Source organism: Vibrio sp. YQ_11, assembly GCF_043103065.1.
Classification (GTDB): Bacteria; Pseudomonadota; Gammaproteobacteria; order Enterobacterales; family Vibrionaceae; genus Vibrio; species Vibrio parahaemolyticus.
Map to the genome: position 1 here is coordinate 133143 of NZ_JBICJM010000036.1, position 23408 is coordinate 156550.

At 43.3% G+C, this 23408-nt stretch carries 21 protein-coding genes; 14 read left to right on the forward strand and 7 right to left on the reverse strand.

The genetic code is table 11. From position 1 onward, the window contains the following. Positions 1–37 precede the first annotated feature (37 nt). Positions 38–640 (reverse strand): arylesterase, encoded by a 603-nt coding sequence (locus ACF8EG_RS15070; protein ID WP_005455373.1) that lies wholly within the window; start codon positions 638–640, stop codon positions 38–40. On the opposite strand from ACF8EG_RS15070, the gene ACF8EG_RS15075 reads away from it, so the two are divergent. From ACF8EG_RS15075 to ACF8EG_RS15085, 3 genes are all read left to right on the forward strand, one after another. Further along, the gene (locus ACF8EG_RS15075; RefSeq protein ID WP_005455354.1) at positions 639–1331 is read left to right on the forward strand and encodes an ABC transporter ATP-binding protein; all 693 of its coding nucleotides are present in this window, start codon (positions 639–641) and stop codon (positions 1329–1331) included. The two genes, ACF8EG_RS15070 and ACF8EG_RS15075, sit on opposite strands and share 2 nt — an antisense overlap. Then, positions 1331–3787 carry an ABC transporter permease gene (locus tag ACF8EG_RS15080; protein WP_069507139.1) on the forward strand — a complete coding sequence of 819 codons (2457 nt, stop codon included), beginning with the start codon at positions 1331–1333 and terminating at the stop codon, positions 3785–3787. The genes ACF8EG_RS15075 and ACF8EG_RS15080 overlap by 1 nt, the downstream gene beginning before the upstream one ends. A gap of 341 nt (positions 3788–4128) precedes the next feature. Then, entirely contained in the window at positions 4129–5562 is a 1434-nt protein-coding gene (locus tag ACF8EG_RS15085) for an FAD-dependent oxidoreductase (RefSeq protein WP_021821678.1), read from the forward strand. Between the two features lie 22 nt (positions 5563–5584). Here the strand turns inward: ACF8EG_RS15085 and ACF8EG_RS15090 are convergent, their stop codons facing one another. Genes ACF8EG_RS15090 through ACF8EG_RS15100 form a run of 3 tightly spaced genes read right to left on the reverse strand, consistent with a single transcriptional unit; the run spans position 5585 to position 7955 of the window. Then, positions 5585–6520, reverse strand: a complete 936-nt coding sequence (locus ACF8EG_RS15090) for a biotin-dependent carboxyltransferase family protein (protein ID WP_069507141.1) — start codon at positions 6518–6520, stop codon at positions 5585–5587. Continuing rightward, the gene (locus ACF8EG_RS15095) at positions 6517–7200 is read right to left on the reverse strand and encodes an allophanate hydrolase subunit 1 (RefSeq protein WP_069507143.1); all 684 of its coding nucleotides are present in this window, start codon (positions 7198–7200) and stop codon (positions 6517–6519) included. The genes ACF8EG_RS15090 and ACF8EG_RS15095 overlap by 4 nt, the downstream gene beginning before the upstream one ends. Continuing rightward, on the reverse strand, positions 7200–7955 hold the full coding sequence (locus ACF8EG_RS15100) for a 5-oxoprolinase subunit PxpA (protein WP_005498854.1): 756 nt from the start codon (positions 7953–7955) through the stop codon (positions 7200–7202). Before ACF8EG_RS15100 ends, ACF8EG_RS15095 begins: the two co-directional genes overlap by 1 nt. 319 nt (positions 7956–8274) lie before the next feature. On the opposite strand from ACF8EG_RS15100, the gene ACF8EG_RS15105 reads away from it, so the two are divergent. Beyond that, on the forward strand, positions 8275–10233 hold the full coding sequence (locus ACF8EG_RS15105) for a diguanylate cyclase domain-containing protein (protein WP_069507146.1): 1959 nt from the start codon (positions 8275–8277) through the stop codon (positions 10231–10233). A 54-nt stretch (positions 10234–10287) separates the two neighbouring features. Beyond that, the gene (galE, locus tag ACF8EG_RS15110; RefSeq protein WP_069507148.1) at positions 10288–11304 is read left to right on the forward strand and encodes a UDP-glucose 4-epimerase GalE; all 1017 of its coding nucleotides are present in this window, start codon (positions 10288–10290) and stop codon (positions 11302–11304) included. A 336-nt stretch (positions 11305–11640) separates the two neighbouring features. Here galE and ACF8EG_RS15115 read toward each other — a convergent pair whose 3' ends face one another. Continuing rightward, positions 11641–13722, reverse strand: coding sequence for a TonB-dependent hemoglobin/transferrin/lactoferrin family receptor (locus tag ACF8EG_RS15115; protein ID WP_069507150.1), 2082 nt, complete (start codon positions 13720–13722; stop codon positions 11641–11643). Between the two features lie 232 nt (positions 13723–13954). Here ACF8EG_RS15115 and ACF8EG_RS15120 point away from each other — a divergent pair, with 232 nt between their 5' ends. Next, complete coding sequence (locus tag ACF8EG_RS15120) at positions 13955–14842, forward strand: LysR family transcriptional regulator (RefSeq protein WP_005455339.1); 888 nt, start codon at positions 13955–13957, stop codon at positions 14840–14842. Between the two features lie 86 nt (positions 14843–14928). Here the strand turns inward: ACF8EG_RS15120 and ACF8EG_RS15125 are convergent, their stop codons facing one another. Continuing rightward, complete coding sequence (locus ACF8EG_RS15125) at positions 14929–17562, reverse strand: bifunctional acetate--CoA ligase family protein/GNAT family N-acetyltransferase (RefSeq protein ID WP_069488064.1); 2634 nt, start codon at positions 17560–17562, stop codon at positions 14929–14931. Between the two features lie 242 nt (positions 17563–17804). Between ACF8EG_RS15125 and ACF8EG_RS15130 the strand changes: the two genes are divergently transcribed. The 4 genes from ACF8EG_RS15130 (at position 17805) to yciH (ending at position 20349) form a co-directional block, all read left to right on the forward strand. After that, positions 17805–18374, forward strand: coding sequence for an SPOR domain-containing protein (locus ACF8EG_RS15130; RefSeq protein WP_031854530.1), 570 nt, complete (start codon positions 17805–17807; stop codon positions 18372–18374). A gap of 151 nt (positions 18375–18525) precedes the next feature. Then, the gene (locus ACF8EG_RS15135; protein WP_392419514.1) at positions 18526–19515 is read left to right on the forward strand and encodes a D-alanine--D-alanine ligase; all 990 of its coding nucleotides are present in this window, start codon (positions 18526–18528) and stop codon (positions 19513–19515) included. Between the two features lie 128 nt (positions 19516–19643). Beyond that, positions 19644–20033 (forward strand): DUF3319 domain-containing protein, encoded by a 390-nt coding sequence (locus ACF8EG_RS15140; protein WP_031854529.1) that lies wholly within the window; start codon positions 19644–19646, stop codon positions 20031–20033. 4 nt (positions 20034–20037) lie between these two features. After that, entirely contained in the window at positions 20038–20349 is a 312-nt protein-coding gene (gene yciH / locus ACF8EG_RS15145; RefSeq protein WP_005455336.1) for a stress response translation initiation inhibitor YciH, read from the forward strand. 308 nt (positions 20350–20657) lie between these two features. Here the strand turns inward: yciH and ACF8EG_RS15150 are convergent, their stop codons facing one another. Continuing rightward, complete coding sequence (locus ACF8EG_RS15150; protein WP_029792111.1) at positions 20658–21026, reverse strand: DUF3693 domain-containing protein; 369 nt, start codon at positions 21024–21026, stop codon at positions 20658–20660. Positions 21027–21226: 200 nt separating this feature from the next. Here ACF8EG_RS15150 and ACF8EG_RS15155 point away from each other — a divergent pair, with 200 nt between their 5' ends. Genes ACF8EG_RS15155 through ACF8EG_RS15170 form a run of 4 tightly spaced genes read left to right on the forward strand, consistent with a single transcriptional unit; the run spans position 21227 to position 23403 of the window. Next, complete coding sequence (locus tag ACF8EG_RS15155; protein ID WP_140062387.1) at positions 21227–21532, forward strand: hypothetical protein; 306 nt, start codon at positions 21227–21229, stop codon at positions 21530–21532. Then, the gene (locus tag ACF8EG_RS15160; RefSeq protein ID WP_140062386.1) at positions 21532–21933 is read left to right on the forward strand and encodes a hypothetical protein; all 402 of its coding nucleotides are present in this window, start codon (positions 21532–21534) and stop codon (positions 21931–21933) included. The genes ACF8EG_RS15155 and ACF8EG_RS15160 overlap by 1 nt, the downstream gene beginning before the upstream one ends. Beyond that, entirely contained in the window at positions 21930–22154 is a 225-nt protein-coding gene (locus ACF8EG_RS15165) for a hypothetical protein (protein WP_392419517.1), read from the forward strand. Before ACF8EG_RS15160 ends, ACF8EG_RS15165 begins: the two co-directional genes overlap by 4 nt. Then, positions 22147–23403: a replication initiation factor domain-containing protein gene (locus tag ACF8EG_RS15170; RefSeq protein ID WP_029792115.1), complete on the forward strand. Its 1257-nt coding sequence runs from the start codon at positions 22147–22149 to the stop codon at positions 23401–23403. Before ACF8EG_RS15165 ends, ACF8EG_RS15170 begins: the two co-directional genes overlap by 8 nt. Positions 23404–23408: the final 5 nt, after the last annotated feature.

Genomic DNA, 23408 nt, shown 5'->3' on the forward strand with positions numbered 1-23408 from the left:
AAAGTTAGGTAAAACTTATTGAGCTAGACCATCAAAATTAGAGATGTTTAACCAATTCTTGAGCAACGAATTCCGCAATCCAAGGTTGAGCTTCAGGTTTCGGATGTAAGCCATCATCCATCATCCACTCTGGCTTGGTGATCACATGCTCTAAGAAAAACGGCATTAACTGAACTTGTTGATGCTCAGCCAATTTAGGATAGATGTCGTAAAACATGTCGCTGTAGCGCTTGCCGTAGTTAGGTGGGACACGAATTTGCATCATGACCACATTGGCACCAGAATCTTTGATCATGCTAATCATTTTCGACAGATTCGACGTAATAACTTTTGGAGGGAAGCCACGCAACCCATCATTGGCGCCCAACTCGATAAGAACTAAGTCGGGTGTATGTTGGTCAAGCAGTTGCGGGAGGCGAGCCAAACCGTTGCCAGTAGTGTCTCCGGAGATGCTGCCATTAATAACTGTTACATCTTGCCCGTGTTCGAGCAGCGCGTCAGGGAGTAAGCTAGGCCAACTCTTCTCAATCGGCATTTGATAGCCCGCACTCAAGCTATCACCAAGAACAAGAAGCTTTTCGCTTGCTTGCGATGCGGCGGAAAGACAAAAAAAGAGAACTAAGGAAAGTAAACGAATCATGCAAACACCTGTACTCAAAGCACCTATTGTTCAAGCGAATTTGGTTTCTAAACAAGTCTCTACTAATCAAGAACAATTAACAATCCTTAAAGATGTAAATGTTGACATCAGAAAGGGCGAGACCATCGCAATTGTCGGCACATCTGGTGCAGGTAAATCCACGCTAATGACATTGTTGGCGGGGCTCGACACACCAACCTCCGGAGAAATCACGCTTCTAGGACACGAACTTTCGAAGCTAGATGACGAAGCTCGTGCGAAAATCCGAGCCGATTCTCTAGGATTTGTCTTTCAAAGCTTTCTACTTATCCCAAGTTTGAGTGCACTTCGCAATGTGACCTTACCGTGTCTTTTACGCGGAGAAGCCGAAGATGAAGCACGAGCGACAGAATTATTAAGCGCCGTAGGATTGGAAAAGCGACTCGACCACTTACCAAGTCAACTTTCTGGTGGTGAACAACAACGCGTCGCGTTGGCCAGAGCATTTATGACTCAGCCAGAATTGCTGTTTGCTGATGAACCGACAGGGAACCTTGATCACCAAACCGCGGACAAAGTCATCGAGCTGTTGTTCGATCTCAATAGCCAGCACGGTACGACATTAATATTGGTCACTCATGATGTGAACTTAGCAAGCCGATGCGACAGAATTTATCGTATGGAGGCGGGTGAGCTTAAGGAGGAGATGTAATGTCAGCAGTATCTTCAAGTGAAGTAACATCTTCAGATCAACGTGGATTGAAGCAACACTCCCCGAATAAAAGTTTGGTGCGTTGGAGTTTGGGCGAAATTAGGCAAGGAAACCTTTGGCCGATCAGCGTCGCTCTTGTGTTGGTCATCGCGAGTATTTTTGCATTGTCTGCACTTGCATCTCGTATGGAGCAAGTGATTGTCAAGCAGGGCAAGGATGCATTAACTGCGGATGCGGTGTTCGTTTCCGCAAACCCATTATCTGACTCGCTATTAAAATCGACAGAGCAACTTGAGCACTCCGTTATGACCCGATTTTCGACCATGGCTTTTAGCGATAACGGAATGCAGCTTATTTCTGTACGAGGTGTCGATGAAAGTTATCCTTTAATGGGAGAGTTGGTTTTAGATGGGAATGAGTCAGGTCGCGTGAAGCCTAACCAGCTTTGGTTAGACGAACGCATTATGGCTCAATTAGAAGTTAACAAAGGTGACAATGTCACCATTGGTGATGCAGATTTCACCGTTTCAGGTGCCGTGCTGATGGAGCCGGGTTTAAGTTTCAATCCATTCCAACAAATGCCTGCGGCGTATATTCACCAAAGCGACGTAGAAAAAACAGGCGCGATACAAGTCGGCAGTCGAGTGCAGTATCGACTGTTTCTAAAAGCTGACAATGCGGCGCTAAAGCAACTCCAAGATAAGACAGTTCTGTCACCAAGTGATCGCTGGCGTACTCAAGATACCGCGAGTCGCAGCAATGAAGTTTTTGATCGAACCACACAGTATTTATCATTGACCGTAGCTATTGTCATAATTATGGCCGCGACAACGTTGGTTCTTACTTGCCAAAACTACGTGAATAGCCGAACTCAAACCATCGCAATGTTGAAAAGCCTTGGCGCGAGCAGACGTTGGATAGAAAAGTGGTTATTGATTCAAGTTGCCATTCTATTGGTAACCGCCAGTATTGTCGGAGTCATTCTGGGTAGCGGCTTGGAATATTTGTTACGTATTCCTCTGAAAGATCTCTTGCCAAACCCACTACCGAGTTACGGCGTCACTCCATTTATTGTCGCTGTGGTTTCTGCCATTCTCATCACCGTTCCGGCGCTTGGTATCCCGCTACTTGGGTTAATTAAGACAACAGCACTTGAGGTTTTACAGCAGGGCACAGCGCAACGATCTTGGAAGCGACTGCTGCTCGTTCTTGTCCCTGTGCTTCCATTGCTCGCGTTGTACGCAAACAACACTTTGGTTTGGATTGTACTGGCGGGTATTGCAGCACTATTTGTCGTGTTGGCAGGATTAAGCATCGCACTGACGAAGTTATTCTCCCGCTTTGCCACCAAACCAGCGATGAAGTTGGCACTGAGCCGGATCAACCGCACGCCTATAACCAGCGGTCTGCAGTTTGGTGCGCTGTCGCTTTCTTTGATGCTCCTTTCCATTATTTGGCTTGTCCGTAGTGACATCCTCGCAGATTGGGAACGGACTTTGCCTGCGGATGCGCCTAATGTATTCGCATTAAACATTGCCAATTATGAACTGGCTAACTACCTAGAAACACTGGATAAAAATGCAGTGACACGGTCACAAGCATTTCCAATTATTCGAGGACGACTCACAGAGATTAATGGCCAAAACGTTAAAGACGTTGAATATGAAGGGGAAGGCTCTGACGCAATCCGTCGAGAGCTCAACTTAACATGGGGTGATCAGTTACCAGAATACAATGACGTTCTTTCAGGAAAATGGACGAACGCAAACAGTGTTTCTGTTGAGGCCGATGTCGCGCGCGATTTGGGTATTCAACTTGGAGACAAATTAAGGTTTGTTATCAACAGCCAAAACTTTGATGCGACAGTGGATACCATTCGCCATGTTGAGTGGCGAGATATGAAGCCTAACTTCTATTTCATCTTTTCTTCTGATGTGATGGCCAATGTTCCGGGTTCATATTTGATTAGCTACCGAATCAATGAAGGAAACGAATCGCTGCTTACATCAATGTCGAGAGCGCACCCAACAGTTTCTGTGTTAGACATCCGAACGATGGGAGAAAAAATACAGGCGCTAATACAACAAATCGTTTCTGCGATCACCATTCTTGCTTTGTTAGGTGTAGTTGCAGGGCTATTGCTCATTTTTACATTATTACGCTTGAGCTTGTCTCAACGTCAGCAAGAAATCCGTCTGTATCGTACGCTTGGCTCAAGCAAAAAACGGATTAATACAACCTTGTGGGCGGAATACGGAATTATGGCGCTTGTAGCAAGTTCTGTCGCCGTTATGGCAGCCGAAGCTTGTGTAGCAGCAGTGATGAAGTATGGGTTTGACCTCAATGCTCAAATTCACCCTGAATTGTGGATAGCTTTACCGTTAGCCACTTTCGTTACACTGGCACTTGTTGTAATGAGTTTGTTGAAAAGATTGCTAACGCCAGTAAACACTTAATACCCATTTATATAACTAACGCGGATTCACTCCATGACATTTTTATTTTAGTTATCCACAAAAACGGTGGATAACTTTTGGGATAACTGGAGAGGTCAAAAATAGGGGTGTTTCCGCAAGCTTTACGCCATGGGTCTTAGAGTGGGATTCTTATACACAACAGGCTAAAAATTCGCTCATCAAACCACTTCGTCAAGCACTTTTTTCGCAATTTTTTATTCCGTAAAGCAACTTTTAAAGTTATCGCAAACCCATGAACTTTTTGTGATTTTAATCATACCCAAACCCGAGTAGAATCACGGTTAGTAAAGATTTCTCCTTATAAAATTTTTAGTGAAGCAATGAAGTCTGAGTTTCTAAGTCATAAAGATAAACACATCGCCGTTGTAGGTGGTGGTGTAGCCGGTGCCACAGCCGCCATTCATTTTGCAGAGTTGGGATTCAAAGTCTCTGTTATTGAAAAGGGCGTATCGTTAGTCAACGGCCCACCAATTTGTCACCTTCATGCGGGCGGTAATTTGTATCGTGAAATTTCTGAACAACAATGTTTGGATTTGCTTACGCAATCTATAGATACGATCAGACTGTATCCTCACTCACTGAATATTCGTCCTACCATTATTGCCGTACCTCACTCTGATGGGGGTGACCCATTCGCGCTGCTGCCTCGCTTAGAGGTGATTAAAAGTGCTTACCAGGCGTTAGTCGACAAAGACGAACACAACAAAGTACTTGGCGAGCCTGAAGAGTATTTCAAACTGTATTCAAAAGAAGAATTACAGGAACTGGCAAAACAAAACCAACCAGAACATCCATCCACCTTTGATGAATGGAGCATTCCTTTTGCTCAGCACGCTGATTTAGAACAATTAAAATATCCGGTCGTTGCCGTTCAGGAGTATGGTTGGAGCGTGTTCCGTTTAGCGGCTATTGCTAACTTAACCTTAGCAAAACTGCCGAATTCAAACGTGATTACTCAAGCGACACTGAATCAGGCAGATTGGCTTGGTGATCATTGGCAATTGACTTACGAACACAATGGCGTCAATTGTTTGCTTACTTGTGATTACTTAGTCAACGCATGTGGTTTCGAGACGGGAACTATTGATAACGCAGTTGGCGCTAAGCGTGACCGTTTAGTTGAATTCAAAGCCGCTTACGTGACCAAATGGAACGAATGTAACCAGCAATGGCCAGAAGTCATTTTCCACGGCCCCCGTGGCACAGATAAAGGAATGGCGCAGTTAACTCCTTATGGAGATGGCTATTTCCAGCTGCACGGCATGACGAAAGAGATCACGTTGTTTGAAGATGGCTTAGTTGAAAGCACGGCACTCTCTGCTCAACCTGAGCTACCTGTACCGTTACTGTCTAAAATTCGTAGTGGGTGGCGTGAAGAAATTTTGGGTGAAAGAACGCATAACGCAATACAGCACATGGCCCAATTTATCCCTGATTACAAAACAGCGGAAAAAGGTGGCAAAGCATTGTTTGGTGCTCAACAGATTCCAGGCACAGATCCTGTGCTTCGCGCGGCAGATGTTTCATTCGAACAAAATCACTACGCTCGAATTGAAGTTGTGAAAGCGTCTTCTACGTTGTTGGCTGCTCAAAAAATGCTTCAGTATTGGTTTGATATCACGCCTCAACATAATGTAGAAGCGCAACATCCAGTGACCGTTAATTGGTCTGAAGACGAAATCGAACAATACGCGATTAAACTGACCGAAGAACGAGGCTATCCGCATGCTCTAGCTGAACGCTACGGGATGTAAACAGCCAAAAACTGAATAGGGCTCAGTAGCCAAAAAACTGAGCCCACTGACACCACACATCCTGCAAACCTTGTCTATCACCTTTGATGAAACGCACTTTCTGACCCGGCTTCGCTTGCGCTAATCTAGGCAAATCTATTCTGGCAACACAACCAAGCTTTGGATACCCGCCAATGGTCTGGTGGTCATTGAGTAATACAATCGGATTACCATCATGGGGAATTTGAATGGCGCCTAGCGCGATCCCTTCAGACAAGATGCCATCATAAGGTGGCTTTACCGTATTTCCTTCAAGGCGATAGCCCATTCGATTAGAGTCTGGCGAGATCGCAAAGCTTCCCGAATAGAATTTTTCTTTAGCTTCAACACTGAAATCATCACATTGATAACCTTCAATAACGCGTAGTGTAATTGGCAAGTTGTAATCTGGCTTGAAACGAAATGTCGTGATTCTTGGTTTATGGTTAGGCAATGAATGAGCATCAAAAGGGAGAACATCTCCAGCTTTTAGAGCGTTACCATTGGCTTCTAGTCCACCTAATGCTTCACGAAGCACGGTCGATGAGCTCCCAAGGTGCTCAGGCACATTGAAGCCACCTTTTACAGCGAGATAGGCGCGAAGGCCATTTTTCGCCATTCCGAACTGAAGCTTTTGACCTTTTTTTATCGAAAAATCCGACCAATTGGCAATAGGGTGACCATCTACTGATGCATTAAGATCGCCGCCACAAATTGCCAGGTGACAGTCTTGTAAGGCGACAAAACAAGCATTGCCTAACGTAATCTCAATTGCTGAACAATTCACGTGATTTCCAAGTAGATGATTAGCCCAACTGTAGGCGTAATCATCAACAGGGCCACCTTGCGTTATCCCGATGTGAGCAAGACCAAAACGGCCAAAGTCTTGAATCAATGACAAAGGCCCTGATTTTTCAACTAATAATCCTGATGCGCTCATAACGCTCCCCCTAATTCAAGAAATTCCTGTTTTGATACCGCATAAAACGTGACCTTGTCACCAACTTCAAAAGGAATAAAAGGAGGAGTATCCGAAAAGAGTAAGAGTGGAGAGCGACCTATGATATTCCAACCACCTGGACTGTCTGATGGGTAAACGGCGGTCTTACTATCGGCAATGCCGACACTTCCTGATGGCACAAACGTTCTCGGCGTTTTTAACCTAGGCATGGCGATACTCTCTTCCACATCAGAAAGAAAGGCGAAGCCAGGTGCGAACCCAATCGCGGAAACGGTATATACCGGCTTTGTATGAGCATCAATAAGCGCGCCGAGATCAATGCCTTGTTCTTCAAAACGCTCCAAATCTAAAGCAGTTTCTTCGGAGTAATAAACGGGGATCGAAATTTCGTTAGGCTCAGCCTTGTCGGCTTTATTTGGGTCAAACGCGACTAAGATATTGTGCAGTATGTCGACTAACTGAAATTCACTGATTCTGAACGGTAAGTAATCAATTAACACGGTTCGATAGGAAGGAACGATATTCATGACAATATGGGACAGATGTTGGTTCATTGCTCGCGCTAACTGTCCAATTGAGTTTTCAGAAATGGTTTCATCAAATCGAATCAAAATGCTGCATTCAGAAACCAAATCAATCGAGAACTTTGTTTGATGCATTAATTTCCTCCGGAGTAGAGGCTTTGACGAATTTTTTGAATCAAAGCGATCGACTCTTCATTGTCTCCATGGACGCATATTGTGTCCGCTTCTAACAAGATATAACTGCCTGACGCGGTTTTTACTCGGCCTGAATCAGCCAATGTTCTGACTTGTTCTAAAATCGCTAGCTCATCTTTCAAAACGGCATTTGGGTGCGTTCTTGGTGTCAACATCCCATCATCCTGATACAGGCGATCGGCAAACGCCTCAAACAACAATGGCACATCATAATCGTCCGCGATTTCTAAATATTTTTCGTTCTCTTGCGATGCAAGGATCATCAACGGTACTTTAAACAGCGCGGCTGCTTTAACGACCGCTCGAAAAACCGCATCGCTTTTCATCATATCGTTGTAAAGGGCACCATGAGGCTTGATATAACCGATATCGGTATACTGCGCACGGCACAATGCCTGCAACGCGCCTACTTGATAGATCACCATGTTAGTAATTTCATCGCTGCTCATACTGAGGCTGCGTCGACCAAAACCTTGTAAGTCGGGATAACCGGGGTGCGCACCAATATCAACATCGTGAAGATTCGCTAAGGTAATCGTGTCGTGCATCACGTTAGGATCGGAAGCGTGAAAGCCACAAGCAATGTTCGCCATATCGACATGAGGCATCACGCTATCGTCAGCGCCCATCTTCCAAGAACCAAAGCTCTCGCCCATATCGCAATTTAATGTTAGTTGCTGTTTATTCAATGTCATATATTTATAGTTACCTTAGCAATCACATAACGATGCAGGAAAAACCTTTTATCTTCAGTGACTCAGTTCATTCTTCAAACAACCAGAATGAGATTTTTACTTGGAACTCGAGCTGAGAAAGATCATTAGAGTCCAGCACGTCGTTATCGTTCTTTGATTTGATCCGAATTTTAAGGTAATTCGGTCCTTTTCAATCCAATTTTTGAGAATTTAACGTTATTTTGCTTTGCCGTCATGTTAGTCTTACGGCTTCTATTGGGTGATAGCTTGCATAACAACTCTTTTGTCTTCTAGTTGTTGTTGTGCGACAGGAATATATATGTCATTACGAGCAAAGCTTATCTGGCCGATTCTGGTTTTTATTACGGCGATCTTTGTTGCTTCAAAAGGTTATACCTCGTACACCGCATACCAATCGTCAAAACATGAGTTGGTTGAGCAAACTCGCAAGTTAATCAATAACGTGTCTTATTCAATTAAAGATGCGCTCACAACAAAGAACAAGCGAAAAGCACAAACTATTCTGGCCGATCTTCTAGAACAGCCCAACGTTTCTAGAGTGAAATTGTATGATAGGGCCAATGAACCTTTTGTTGTGCTTGAAGGGAGTGGGGAGTCTGCTCCCGTTCCTAATCAAAATGAAAGAAGTAAGCTCGATGCATTAGGGTATGCGTTGTCCGCCAAGTTTTTGTACGTACTTGAGCCTATCATCCATGAAGGGCATGTGATTGGTTCAATTCGAGTGACGTTGTCACATATTCCAATTATAAATGCGCAACATTCATTCTTGAAAGATGCCGGCGTACTTCTGCTGATATTGGCGGCTGGTGGCATTATTTTCTACATTACCATTGATCGTATCATTCTAAGACCGTTGCTCGATCTCAACGGTGCAATTCAAGATGTTACTTTTGGTAATGCCTCTCACGTACAAATTCGTCATCATTCTAAAGACGAACTGGGCGGAGTTATTCACTCATTCAACCGAATGATGACCAAACTCCGAAAAAGGGAAAAACAACGCCAGCATTCGTTAGCTACGCTCGAACAAAAAAGAGCATTTTCAGAAGAAGTCATTGAATCCATTCAGTATGCGTTAGTTATTACCGACAACCTTGGCACCATTATCCACAGTAATGCTGCGACTCAGCATATATTTCAGAAAACACCGGAAACATTAGAAAATGCGAATATCCGCGATCTGATAAAAACAAAAATGCCGAACGAGCTTAGCCAAATTCTTAGTCGATGCTTAGAGTGTGATGATATCCACCTTCAAAACATTGATAACGAACTGCAGCTAAGCCTAACGACTCGTCGTTTGTCTAACCACGGTTATCTTCTCTTCGCCATTCAAGACATCACAGAGATTGAAGAGGCGATGAATCGCCAGCGCGTAGCTGGTCGAGTGTTTGAAGCCAGTCAAGACGGCCTTATTGTGCTTAATCACAAAGGCGTCATCACCATGGTTAACCCAGCAGTCACCAAACTTGTGGGTTTAGAAATCGACCAGTTAGTTGGTCAGTCTTTCATTCAAACTATTCGTTGGCGAAAATTACAAGAAATGATGCCGAGTATCATTGAGTCCATTGAAAACTATGGCGTATGGCAAGGGGAAGTGATTGAGCAAAATCACTTAGGCTTACTTGTGCCAATGTTTGCTCGAGTAAATCGCATCGTGAAGTGCGAGGATAACGGTTTCTACGACTTGGTCATTATTCTTACCGATCTCTCCAATGCAAAAGAGATGGAGCGCCTCGAGTATCTCGCACATCATGACGCGCTTACAGGATTAGCAAATCGTTCTAAGTTCCATTTAGAGCTGGAAGATTTAGTCCAAAGATCAGGCTATCAGCGCGATGAATTTGCGGTACTTTATCTTGATCTAGATGGTTTTAAGGAAATCAACGACACATACGGCCATGACGCTGGGGATGAAGTTTTAAAACGTGTCGCAGATCGTTTGACATCGGCGACTAGGCACAGTGACTTAATCGCACGCCTATCTGGCGATGAGTTTGTTATGCTAGTCAACCCGGCCAATCAAAAAGTCGTAACGCGAATCGCCGAGCAATTGTTAGAGAGCATCTGCGCGCCTATTGAATACAAAGGTAATGAGTTAAAAGTCGGCGTGAGCATTGGGGTGAAATTGGTTGGCGTTAACGAACGAGACGCAACCCGTATTTTAAAGAGTGCGGATACCGCAATGTACCAAGCGAAGAAAGCCGGAAAAGGGCAAGCAATATTAATGGGATGCGAATTGCAAGAGACCGTTTAAATTGTCGCATTAAAGCTTTACACTAATCGGATTCGCGTCAGAAGGATTGATAAAATGAAAGTACTTGTTACGGGTGGTATGGGCTACATTGGCAGTCACACTTGTATTCAAATGATCGAAGCTGGTATGACACCAGTTATTCTCGATAACCTATACAACAGCAAATCCACAGTCTTAGAGCGCATTGAAAAAGTATGTGGCGTAAAGCCAACTTTTATCGAAGCGGATATTCGCGATAAGGCTGCGCTTGTTGAGGCACTAAAAGCACACAATATTGAAGCCGTTATTCACTTTGCTGGCCTAAAAGCAGTCGGAGAATCAGTAGAAAAACCGCTTGAGTATTACGATAACAACGTAAATGGCACACTTGTTCTTGTGGACGCAATGCGTGAAGCAGGCGTGAAATCACTGGTATTTAGCTCATCTGCGACAGTTTATGGTGATCCTGCATCAGTGCCTATTACTGAGGACTTCCCAACTAGTGCGACTAATCCATACGGTCGTAGCAAGTTAATGGTAGAAGAGTGCTTAACTGACTTCCAAAAAGCGAACCCAGACTGGAGCATCACACTTCTTCGTTACTTCAATCCTGTTGGTTCGCACCCAACTGGTGAGTTAGGTGAAGACCCGCAAGGTATTCCGAACAACCTAATGCCATTTATTTCTCAAGTAGCAGTTGGTCGTCGCGAGTTTCTATCTGTCTTCGGTAGTGATTACCCAACCAAAGATGGTACTGGTGTTCGTGATTACATTCACGTAATGGATCTATCAGATGGCCACGTTGCTGCGCTAGAAAAAGTCGGCAGTAAAGCTGGTTTGCACATCTACAACCTTGGTACCGGTAATGGTTACAGCGTTCTTGAAATGGTAAAAGCATTTGAAAGCGCGTGCGGTAAAAATGTGCCATACCAACTGGTTGAACGTCGACCTGGTGACATTGCAGAATGTTGGGCAGATCCTTCAAAAGCAATGAATGAACTAGGCTGGAAAGCATCACGTACTCTTGAAGATATGACAGGGGACACATGGCGCTGGCAATCAAATAACCCACAAGGTTACCCAGACGTATAGTTTTATTTAACACAATAGTAACAAAAGGCGCATTCCAGCGCCTTTTTTGATCTAAATCGGAAAAAATCGTAAATTACTGGTTAAAAGGTAGCAACCAAATAGATAAGTGCTAAACTACCCATGACTCTTAATTTAGGTCGTAAATTTTCTTGTATCTATTGGGGTAGTTCATGGAGCTTGGTCTGATCATCGCATTCATCGTTGCAGCAGCAGTGATGGTGAAGAAAGAGATGGCAAAACAGTAAGCTTTCATTTTTCATACTTTTCTTAACATTTTTGAAATGAAAGCCAATTAAAAAAGCCAGCATTACGCTGGCTTTTGTGTTTTCGGAGGCTTTAGAACTCGTATTTTGCTGTAATTGACCAGTTCCGTCCAGCTTGAGTCAGATCTTTGTTCTCTGTCTGAAGGTCACGCACATCATTCCAATTGTAGTACTCTTCATCTGTCACGTTGAACAGACCTGCTCGCAACGTAAGATCTTTAATAGGTTTGTAGTACGCGGTGATATCTACAACCGTAGCAGCAGAGATAGGCAACACTTTATCGTCATTTATGTCGCTTTTGTCTTTAGAAGCTGTGTAGTTAATGGTTAACGTGGTTCCCCAGTTTTGTTCTGAATCGTAATTAAAACCAGCGACAAGGTTCCAAGGGTTAACACTGTTTAGTGGATTATTGTTTCCATCTTCACCTTCCGTATACGCCGCTGCTACACGAGAGCTAAAGCCTTCGATTGGCATGAACTTGTTCCACGAAAGTTGGTTTGAAAACTCAATACCTTTAATTGTCGCTTTGCCTATATTCACGTACTGCTGAATTGCAGGGTCAGTCACTGGCGTCCAAGTGCCAGAGACGGTTTTACTTTCGATGAAGTTGTCGTAGTCGCTGTAGAAAACTGACACTTCACTGCTAGAAATGTCATTGTTATGTCGCCAACCAAACTCGTACGAAATACTGTCTTCTGCTTTTAAATCAGGATTTGGCTTAAAAATGTAGCCATGCATTGGGTTACCGAAAGAGTAGTACAACTCCTGGAAATCTGGAGCACGGAAACCTTGGCTGATTTGCGCGAATAAACGATGTTGCTCATTAAGCTTATAAACAGAACCTAAGCGGCCTGTAAATGCAGAATCAGAGAACTTTTTGTAGTCGCTAGCCGCGTTACCACTTGGGTTGCTGCTTGTGTCGCCTGGATCGGTTTCAAATGCATCCCACCGTACGCCCGGAGTAATCGTAAAGTTACCTACCGTAATCTCGTCTTGTAAAAAGAGCCCGTAACGACGCTCACTCGCAGAAGGAATATAGAAAATTTCTTTGTTCGCGCTTGCACTGTTGTACTCTTTGTTGACGTTCTTAATGTCTTTATCACTTAAGGATGCACCGTACACAAAGTAATGCTCTGTACTACCAAGCGAGAGATATTTGTCAAACTGTGAGTCAAACTGGTAGCCTTCATCCTCGTAGATGTAGTCTTTACGTTGGATATTCTGACCTTTAACACGATCAGTAATGCCGTTTTCTTCCTTGCTAAGCCAATCTAGTTGCCAGGTAAGGGAGTCCGCTAGGGCCGTTTGCATCTCCCAAATATGTTTTATACCAACTTGATATTGCTCTGTTACATCTTCACTTGTTGCATTCGTATAACCGTTGTAAGACTGCTTTCCGTTGCCTTTGTTGCGAATATAATTCCCATTGAATTCAACACGATGTGCATCATTGACTTGGTACTGAAGTTTAACTAGTAAGTTGTTCGCTTCAGTACTTGCATCTGCTAGATCTCCAAAGTTATCCAGTTCATTGCCGTCGCGACGCGTATAGGCAACTAAAGATTCCAAATCGCCCGTTTTGTTCGCTAGTGCAACAGATTCACTGAATGTATTGTCTTCAGAAGAGTAGTTGAACTTCGCATGGCCACCAAAGTTACGACCCTTAAGGAAATCAGCCGGATCTTTGGTTTCAAATGCAACAATGCCACCAATTGCGTCAGAACCATGCAGAGACGATGCTGCACCTTTTACAATTTCAACCGCTTTTATTAGGTCGGTATCCACGTTAACGCGAGCAGAGTTAATGAACGTATTCCCTGATTCGAACTGGTTACCTTGAGATACGCCGTCCACAAGAACCTTAATTCGGTTACCTTCGATACCTCGAATATTGATACTCTGGACACCTTGACGCGAGTTTGTCTTAACCGTGACTCCTGGCGTGTACTCAAAGATATCATCTAAGCCAGTGACCATGCTTTCTTCGATGTTCTTATCAGTAACGACGGCAACAGAAGCAGCAGTGTCTTCGATTTGGCTATTAGTACGAGTCGCAGTCACGACCACTTCATTGAAGGTTGAATGGTCTTCAGCGTAGGCACCTTGGGATAGTGCAATCAGAATAGAGGCTGATAAAATTGATTTATTATACATTGGTTTCAATACCTTAAATCCATAATAGGCAATAACAACGCGCAAATGTTAATGGATCTAAATAATAATTACTATCATTATCATTTTAACATTCAAATTTTGATGTCGTCTATTCTTGAATGCTTGGCATTTCTAGTCTTTATTTATCAGTGTGTTATATTGTTGAAAACGATTTCTGACAAATCTATCCAAATATCACAGCCGTGATTCACATCACACAAAGGGAGTTATCGTGCAGAGCCCTATCACTTTAGAAGCGCTCCATATCTTGGATGCGATAGATCGCAGAGGCAGCTTTGCGGCAGCGGCAAATGAGCTCGATAGAGCACCATCTTCGCTGAGTTACCAAATCCAAAAGCTCGAACAAGATCTCGACATCAATATTTTTGACCGTTCAGGACACAAAGCGCTCTTTACGGAGGCAGGTAAGCTCATTTTGGAAAGAGGGCGTGCAATTCTGCAAGCGAGTGAAAAGTTAGTGAATGATGCGACTTTGCTTGCTAACGGTTGGGAGTTGGATATTACTGTTGCGTTTGATGGCATCATTCCAATTTCAAACTTCTTCCCGATGGTGGATGCGCTGGCGGAAGTAAGCTCAACACGCATTAGGCTACAAGAAGAAATTCTTGCAGGAAGCTGGGAATCTCTGAATACAGGAAGAGCTGATCTGCTTGTGTGCCCTTCGTTGGATACGTTACCGCAAGAGGTGAAAGCAGAGAAAATTGGCAAGATGTCCATGATTTGGGTTGCGGCAACCGAGCATTACGTTCACAAACGCAGTGGCGAGTTTGATGATTCAGCAAGAGAGAAATACCGAATTATTGCCATTGCAGACACCGCACGCGAACAGCCAGCACTTTCGATAAACATCATTCAAAAGCAACCTAGACTCACTGTTACTAACTTTACAGCAAAAGTAGAAGCATTAACCGCAGGCTTAGGGATTGGTACCTTACCTAGACAAATCGCGCTACCGTTAATAGAAAAAGGCGTACTTAAGCAAATTGAAGGCACAGAAGAGCAGCCGATGGATATCATTCTCGCGTGGAGAAGAAACACCATGGGTGAAGCGAAATCTTGGTGCATTCAGTATCTGAAAAAGAATTGGAAACTAAAGTAACAGCGTCACTTTTTACTTCTTAGATTCAGATAAGTCTACTGAATCTAAGAAGTTGAGCGGTAAAAAGAGAGCACGCTCCTCACTCATTAATTTAAAGGTAGCACCATATCTGCCGTACCGTCTGCAAACTGGACATCAACTTCAAACCCCAAACGTTGAGCAAGCATCAGCATCCCTCGATTGGTAGGCATCGTCATACCTGACATTTGTTTCGTGCCTTTAATTTTGCAATAGCTAATGATCTTCTCCATCAAGATTTTTCCTAATCCTTTTCCTTTCAAATCTGAGCGAACCAAAATCGCAAATTCAGCATCACTATTGTCTGGCGTGATCAGCGCACGCGCGACACCAATGATCGACGGTCCACTTTTATCGAATGCTACTGCGACAAAGGCCATCTCTCGGTCGTAGTCAATTTGAGTAAAATTAGCCAAAGCTTCGTGATTGAACTCACCAACCTCTGAGAAGAACCGTTTATAGAGATCTTCTTTGGATACACTATTTATGAACTGAGCGTGGAGTGGCTCATCTTCAGGAAGAATTGGACGAAGAAGGATTGGTTGACCATCACGCAGTGTCACAGTTTCAACAAATTCAGCAGGGAAAGGGCGAATAGCCAGTCGTTTTTGAGCGTCACCTTCATATTTGCAAAGCGTCACATCAGCATCAAGTATGGTTAAGTCATCTCCAGACACCAATACTGGATGGATATCCAGTCTTTGTATTTCAGGTAACTCAACCGCCATTTGCGAAATACGAACTAAGAATTTTGACAGCTCAGTGATATCGAGCGCATCTTTGTGTTTCTGAAGACGGATCTTCCCGGACTTTAATGCAACCACGACTAAATAGCGTGCAAGCGTCATATTCAAAGGAGGCAGGGCGGCCACCGCATCTTGAGCGATGTTCCATTCAGATCCACCTTGACCAAGTAAAATGACAGGCCCAAATACCTTGTCAACCGCGATACTGATTCGCAACTCTTCCGCGCTGCCAAGCTTCGCCATGCCTTGAACTAGCAGGCCGTGTACGTTTGCAGATGGGTAACTGAATTTGACGGTATCTAAAATCGATTGTGCAGCGTTAGAAACTTCTCGACTATTTCTCAAATTAAGCGCCACGCCGTGTACGTCTGATTTGTGAGGAATATCAGGAGAGCGAAGCTTCACGGCGACCGGGTATCCAATATTTTCTGCCATGTGAACAGCTTCGATTTCATCCGATGCTATCCAAGTAGGCAAAACATTAAAGCCAAAAAGCTTAAATAGTGGGCTAGTTTGGTGTGTATCCAGTGTAACTGTGTTTTTATCCAGTAGTCGTTCATCTACCCATTCTTTTGCAGAATTTACGCTACCTGAGTGCAGCGGCTCTGCTGTTGTTGGCGTTTCCATCAACTGTTTCTGGTTTCGCCTGTATTCAACGAGGTGCATGTAAGCAACGACCGCGCTTTCCGGCGTACGATAGGTAGGTATCCCCGCTTGAGTGAATGCCAGTCGAGCATCTCGAGATGTTTGTTCACCAGACCAGTTAGTTAGGACATTAAAATGTTTATGTCGAGGGTGATTCTTGATGGCTTCAATAACCGCCAAAGCCGTTTCATAAGAATCAGACACGGCAGAAGGACTGTGCATAATCAAAATCGCATCAGCACAATCATTATTCATTACCGCATTGATCGCATCTACGTAGCGTTTTTTCGTTGCATCTCCGGAAAGGTCTATCGGATTAACACCCCGCCAGTTAGACGGTAAAATGGCTCTGAGCTGATCGGTTGTTACTTCGTCCAGAGTCGCTAAATTGCCACCTCGTTCAACTAGTGTATCGACCGCCATGACGGCAGGGCCTCCACCGTTAGTGATGATGGCTAAGCGTTCTCCACGCAACGGAACTGAGTGCGTCAGCGTCTCTACCGCAGCAAATAACTCATGCGTATTGCTAACACGCAGCATACCCGTTCTTCGTATCGCAGAGTCATAAATCACATCGAGCGTATCGCCATCTTGCTGCTCGAACTTATTCATTTCTTTTGAACGACCAGCTTTCAACACCAATATACGACGATTGCGAGAAGCGGCACGGGCTGCGGACATAAATCGTCGTGCATCTTGAATGGAGTCGACATACAACAATATTGCTTCGGTATTGCCATCCATACTCAAATAATCGAGCAAATCTGCAAAATCAATATCTTGCCCACGACCAATCGAGATAAATGAAGAAAACCCGATATTTTTGTCGTTGGCCCAATCTAAAACCGTGGTACAAACGGCAGCCGATTGAGAGATAAAAGCAATCTTTCCCGGCTTTGCTGCGACAGGCGAAAACGTACAATTGAAATTATGCCAAGGTAAGATAATTCCAAGACTGTTTGGTCCAAGAACCCGAATATTGAGAGATGACAAATCTAGCGTTTGTGCATCATCAGAAATTACTATCGCGAATGGAGTACCACGCTCATCCAGCTCTTTGAGAAGTTGTTCATTTCGCGAAGCATTAGTACAGAGAATAGCGATATCCGGCGTATAGGGCAGGGAAGCAACATCGCGATAGGCAATGACACCCGATACCGCTTTATACCTTGGGGTAACTGGCATGATTGCACCGTCAAACCCACTTTGCAGAAGATTCCGCATAACGACTTGGCCTGCACGGAGTTCTTTTTGAGAGGCGCCAATTACCGCTACAGAACTAGGTTTAAAGAGCTTATGTAGTTTATTCATGTGAACTCCTGCGGCTTGTCGCGACTTACTTGCAATCTGCTACGTTGATATCAACAATCATAAACGAATAAATAGGCCAGAAAACATAAACGAACCGGACATTGAAGCAAATCTATACAGTGCTTGTAGAGTTTGTGTCACTCATCACATCAAATTCGCAGATTATTGTATTTGATGCTTGATAAACGGGCCTGCTATCGGCATGATTTATCGTAATATTTATCCAGAGCGTTTGTTACTTCATGAAAAAAATCGCAATCATTGGCTTATCAGTCCTTCTTTCAGCTTGTGTTTCGGAAACTTACATCACAGATGTCACCTCCGAAAGCTACCGAGAAGACTACAAATCAGACGCAGTCTCTAAGCCTGTAATGGCGTCTGAAAGTGCAGTTGTAGAACAAGACGTTAAGCCTGAAGTCGTGAAAATGACGGCAAAGCCTGAAGAGAAAAAAGTGGTGAAACTCACACCAAAAGAGCAGGTAAAACCCGTTAAAATCGTCCCTCCGAGCAAGAAGCGAGCAGGTATTCAACGATTCGGTTACACCATCCAGGTAGTCGCCGTAGGTAGCCAAGCTAAAGTTGATCAATTTGCAAACAAACTGCCTCAAAACGGTCAGCCGATTTGGGAGAATTACAAAGTTGTCAACGGCACAAAGTGGTTCTCGGTTCTTTACGGTGACTACGCAACAAGCGCCGAAGCTCAACAAGCGATTTCAACGCTTCCAACTCAATTCCAACAGTTGAAGCCTTTTGTTAAAAGCATTGACGCAATTAAGAACTCATCATTTCCAACGCTTAACAAACTCAACTAATCAAACCAAAATAAGGGAGCAATACGCTCCCTTATTTCTTTGGTCAAATCCTATTCGAACAGAATTCCTCACACTAAAATAACTGTACGTTACACCTCAAAGGTTTATCATATTAACTAGTATCTTTTGTAGGTCACGGAAAGATTGATTCATGATTAAAAATATTCTTCTATTATGCGGCGGCGGCTCTTCTGAACACGAAATTTCACTGTTGTCGGCTAACTTTGTTGAACAACAACTAAACCTAATTCAGAACGTCAAAGTCACTCGCGTAGAAATAAAAAATGAAGGTTGGGTTACAGATCAAGGCGAATTGGTTTACCTTGATTTAAACACCAAACAATTGTGCTCGAATGAATCCAACCAAACGATCGACATTATTGTGCCTTGTATTCACGGCTTTCCCGGCGAGACTGGTGACATTCAATCACTATTCGAAATTGCCGGTATCCCATACTTAGGATGTGGACCAGAAGCAAGCAGCAACAGTTTCAATAAAATCACATCAAAACTTTGGTACGACGCTTTAGACATTCCAAATACACCTTACTTATTCCTAACTCGCAATGATGAACACGCTCATAAACAAGCTGAACAAGCCTTTGAAAAGTGGGGGAAACTGTTTATTAAAGCTGCACGCCAAGGCTCGTCTGTTGGGTGTTACAGTGTAACCGAAAAGCAAGCTATCGCTAAAGCAGTAAACGATGCGTTTGGTTATTCAGATCAAGTACTTGTAGAGAAAGCGGTAAAACCTCGTGAGTTAGAAGTCGCAGCTTATGAAATGAACGGTGAACTGCACATCACTAAGCCAGGTGAGGTGATCGCACCCGATGGTGCATTTTACTCATACGATGAAAAATACAGCAGCTCAAGCCATTCATTAACAGAAGTAGAAGCGAAGAACCTGACTCAAGAACAGATCGATAAGATTCGTCATGCGTCAGAAACCGTATTCAAACAAATGAACCTTCGTCATTTGTCTCGCATCGACTTTTTCCTTACGGAAGATAACGAAATTTACTTGAATGAAGTGAATACATTCCCAGGAATGACGCCAATTTCAATGTTCCCTAAAATGCTTCAAAACAATGGTCACAAGTTCCATGAGTTTCTTGAAGATTGTATTAATAGTGCAAAGTGATTAACGTTCACGCGATACGTTTTGTGTTAGAAATAGTTGAATAGAGCACGGTTTGTTCAAGCGATATTTGAATAATGCTCAGTAGCAATTATGATTGTATTAACGCATTAAACAGATGATTCAGTGGTATGGCAATTTCAAATTATAGAGGTTTTAACCTGCAGTCAGGCGGAGCCGATGGCAGTATTTGGAAGGTTAAAATCAAAAACCACGTTTTACAAGGCAGTTTGACGGCGGTGAAAAAGAGCATTGATTGGTGGTGTGACACAGCATCGATCATTGACCCGAAAGAATTCGCGTCTCTTGGACAAAGAGCACACCCAATCGGTGGTGTTCAATCAGAAGTTTTTAACGGCTATACCATTAAAAACGACACTGGTGAACCAAACGGTTGGTACTGTATGTTTAATGGTAAACTCATTAAAGGCGGCAAAGCTGCTATTCAACGACACATCGAAGCTTATTTAGTTGCAAAGCAGAAAGCGATGCAAGCACAGGCACAACAGCAAAAGAAATAACAGAATGACCCTGGTATATTCAACAGAAACCGGACGCATTAAACCGGAAGAAGAAAAAGTAGCTCGTCCTAAAGGCGACGGTATTGTTCGTATTCAGCGCCAAACCAAAGGCCGTAAAGGCAAAGGCGTTTGTATCGTTTCAGGATTAGACCTAGACGATGCGCCTTTGAAACTGCTCGCAGCAGAGCTTAAAAAAGTATGCGGTTGTGGCGGTTCAGTCAAAGATGGCACCATCGAAATTCAAGGTGACGCAAGAGATAAGATCAAGACACACCTTGAAAAGAAAGGCATGACAGTAAAACTAGCCGGTGGCTAAATTCCTGACGTTCAAATCTCAGATAAACTAAAAATGGCGTCTATATGATTAGACGCCATTTTTATTTGCAATAAACAACTTGCTAATTGAAGAACAAGCAATCGCAGATTGATAGATCGATATTAGCTATTTTATGGTAAATCAGAATACTGTTAAATATGCATACTCTTATGAACCTAACAAAAACCTAGAAACACCAATACATGAAGTTAGCGTAGACCTATAACTCACAATAGGCAAATGATTGGAAAGCAGGGTAAGTGATTGAAACAGACCTGCTTATGAACTTAACTAAAAACCCACCATATTTAACATAACACATATAATGCGCACTTAGCTATAGCTACTTTAAGGTCGCCAAGCCACAACGCAAACATGCCACAAACCATTGAAATACTTGATAATCCTAGCCCGTTAAACTTTTTTGCAATCTTCGCCCAAGCTTGTTGAGCTTCGTACGTTTTGGCTTTATCAGCGGCTAAATACACCAAAACGGATTCTGTATCTGCTCCAATTTCTTTAGCAAGAAAAAGCGCTTCATTTTCAGTTAGATAGCGTTCGCCTTTTCTTATACCTGATAGCTTTTGCACGCTTATCCCTAAATCATGAGCGATTTGCTTGTCCTGCACATAATTCTTCGCTGATTTATATGCGTCTAGCAATTGGTTTATGTACATTTTCCAATCCTCACTATTGGGTTTATGACTTCATTCTAGCTTATCTGTCCGCAAAAACGTGTATTTACAATTCGCAGATATGTGTATTTACTATACACAAATTCGTGTATTAGACCGCCTTAGTTTTGGGCGTTTGCCCTTGACGCTTACGTCTTGGCTTTGGCGGTCGCTCTCACACTCAACTAGTCAAGGTGGTTGTAATGGTTGTTTTAGAAACTGAAGTTAAAAACGTCAATGTTAAAACGTTAACGCTCCGTCACTTCGCGGTGTCTCACGTTCCCGCTTTCAAGCTTTGTTACATCACTACAACTGACATCTTTGAAGAAGTCGTCGTTCCCTTCAATCATTTTGGCTACTGCATTAGCACATTCGAAAACAACAAAGAGTCTTTTGGTTATGTTTCGGTTGGTGATTATGAGTTTCGTTTTGAATCTGACGAATATGACGTTCTATGTCGCTTCCTAGGTATGACACCTTCGAGTACTACTGCATTGGAGGCTAAGTGATGACTGAATCAACTAACGAAAAGCTTTGTCCCGTCTGCATGGTGAATTTTACATCTGAAGATGCTTGTTCTGATTGCTCTGAGAACTTCGGCAATTGCTTTATTGGTTCTAAAACACGCTCTATCTATGACTGGATTGATGATGCTGTTGGTTGTCTTGGGGTCGTGTTTATTTGTGTGGTCGTTTATTTCTTTTTGTCTGAGATTTGGGAGTCATTCGAAATTTCACCTGAAGAATATCAGGGTTATTCAGTTTACTTGGAGCATGAATTTTGCGGTCAGATGGCTTTTGATTACGCGTCTGATGGTCGTGTGACTGTGTTTGAGTTGTTTGAGGTTCGTGATTGCACTAAGCAAGACGAAAAACGCGATTTCTACTCTAAATTGGAGGCTAATAAATGACTTTCGGTCTTCATAATTCAGAGAAGCGTCCAGTTTACTTCGAGCATCACTCAGACGGCTTTTGGTGTTCTATTGATGGTAAACCCGAGTACTTCAAAACCAAACAAGAAATGTACATGTTTGCGTGTGGTGAGTGTCGAGAATTGATTCAAATCACGGATGAAAATGAGCGCGAACTTCGTGAGTCTGGCGCTTTTGATGCGGATTACTGCGATGAATAAAACCATTATCGACTTCGTTAGTTTTTCAGGCTCTCCTGAGTTACTTGAGCGTTGCAAAGAAATGGCTAAGCAGCGTTTCGCTATCTCTCAGATTAACGAGTTCCAATCACAAAACGTTGTGGCTATTGCTCATCGTGAGCGAACTCAGAGTGAATGGTTTTTACAGAATCTTGCTGTTGAGTTGGGTTGTGATGAGTCCAGTGATTTTGCTAATCGTGACTTGTTCTTTTCGTCTGCTGCTGAGGCTTTGTATAACGCTGACTTGATTATTGATGCTTCTAAATCATTCAAGGAATGCTATGACTCTCTGATTGCTAATATCGGTATCGATATGTTGGACGTGCTTTGTCATGGCGAGGTGGAATCGTTTCTTGAGGTACTTCAAAACGAAATCAGCTATGAGGGTAATCATTGGGAAATCCAACGTAAAGGCGGCGGATTTTCTGGTTATTGTCATTCAGCTAAGTTGCTTTGCAATGGTACTCAAGCTGGTTTAGTTGCTTGGGGTGCGGCTAACTTTGGCTTTTATGTATCGTTTTCTGGTAAGGGTTGCGAGGCTGTTGATATGGCTAAGCTTCAATACTCTCTTAAACAGATGCCTCACACTAAATTAACTCGTGTGGATATTGCTCTTGATGATATGCAAGGCAATGTGACGATTGATGAGATTAAAGAGCGTTACTGTAACGGTGAATTCATTACACGTGGCACACCTCCATCTTGGGGTGAGTTTTGGGGTGGTCGCGGTATGAGTACTGAAGACCGTAGAAAATGCGGTTTGGTTCCTGATGCTGGTCATACGTTCTATGTAGGTGCTCGTGAGAACGGGAAGATATTCCGCGCTTACCACAAGGGTGCGCAACTTAAGTGTAAGGACTTCCCAAACTGGAATCGTTTCGAGGTTCAGATTGGTAACCGTTACCGTGTTATTCCTTTGGATGTTTTGACTAACAGTGACCAGTATTTTTCGGGTGCATACCCTGCTCTATCTACTTTAATTCCTAGCGTTGTTCCTGTGGCTATTCCGACAGTGAAAGTTCAGTTCCAAACAACGTTAGAAAACGCAATCAAACATGCGAAAACTCAGTACGGTAAGTTGATTAACTTAATGTCTCAGCTTTATGCCGATGAAAAAAATTCGCATGAAAAAATTATCAAGCGTCTTACTGACGGCTTGGATATTACGGATATCCCCGACCGGATTAACTTTCCAGTCGGTCGGGCTTTAAACGCAATCAATCTGGAGTAAATGAA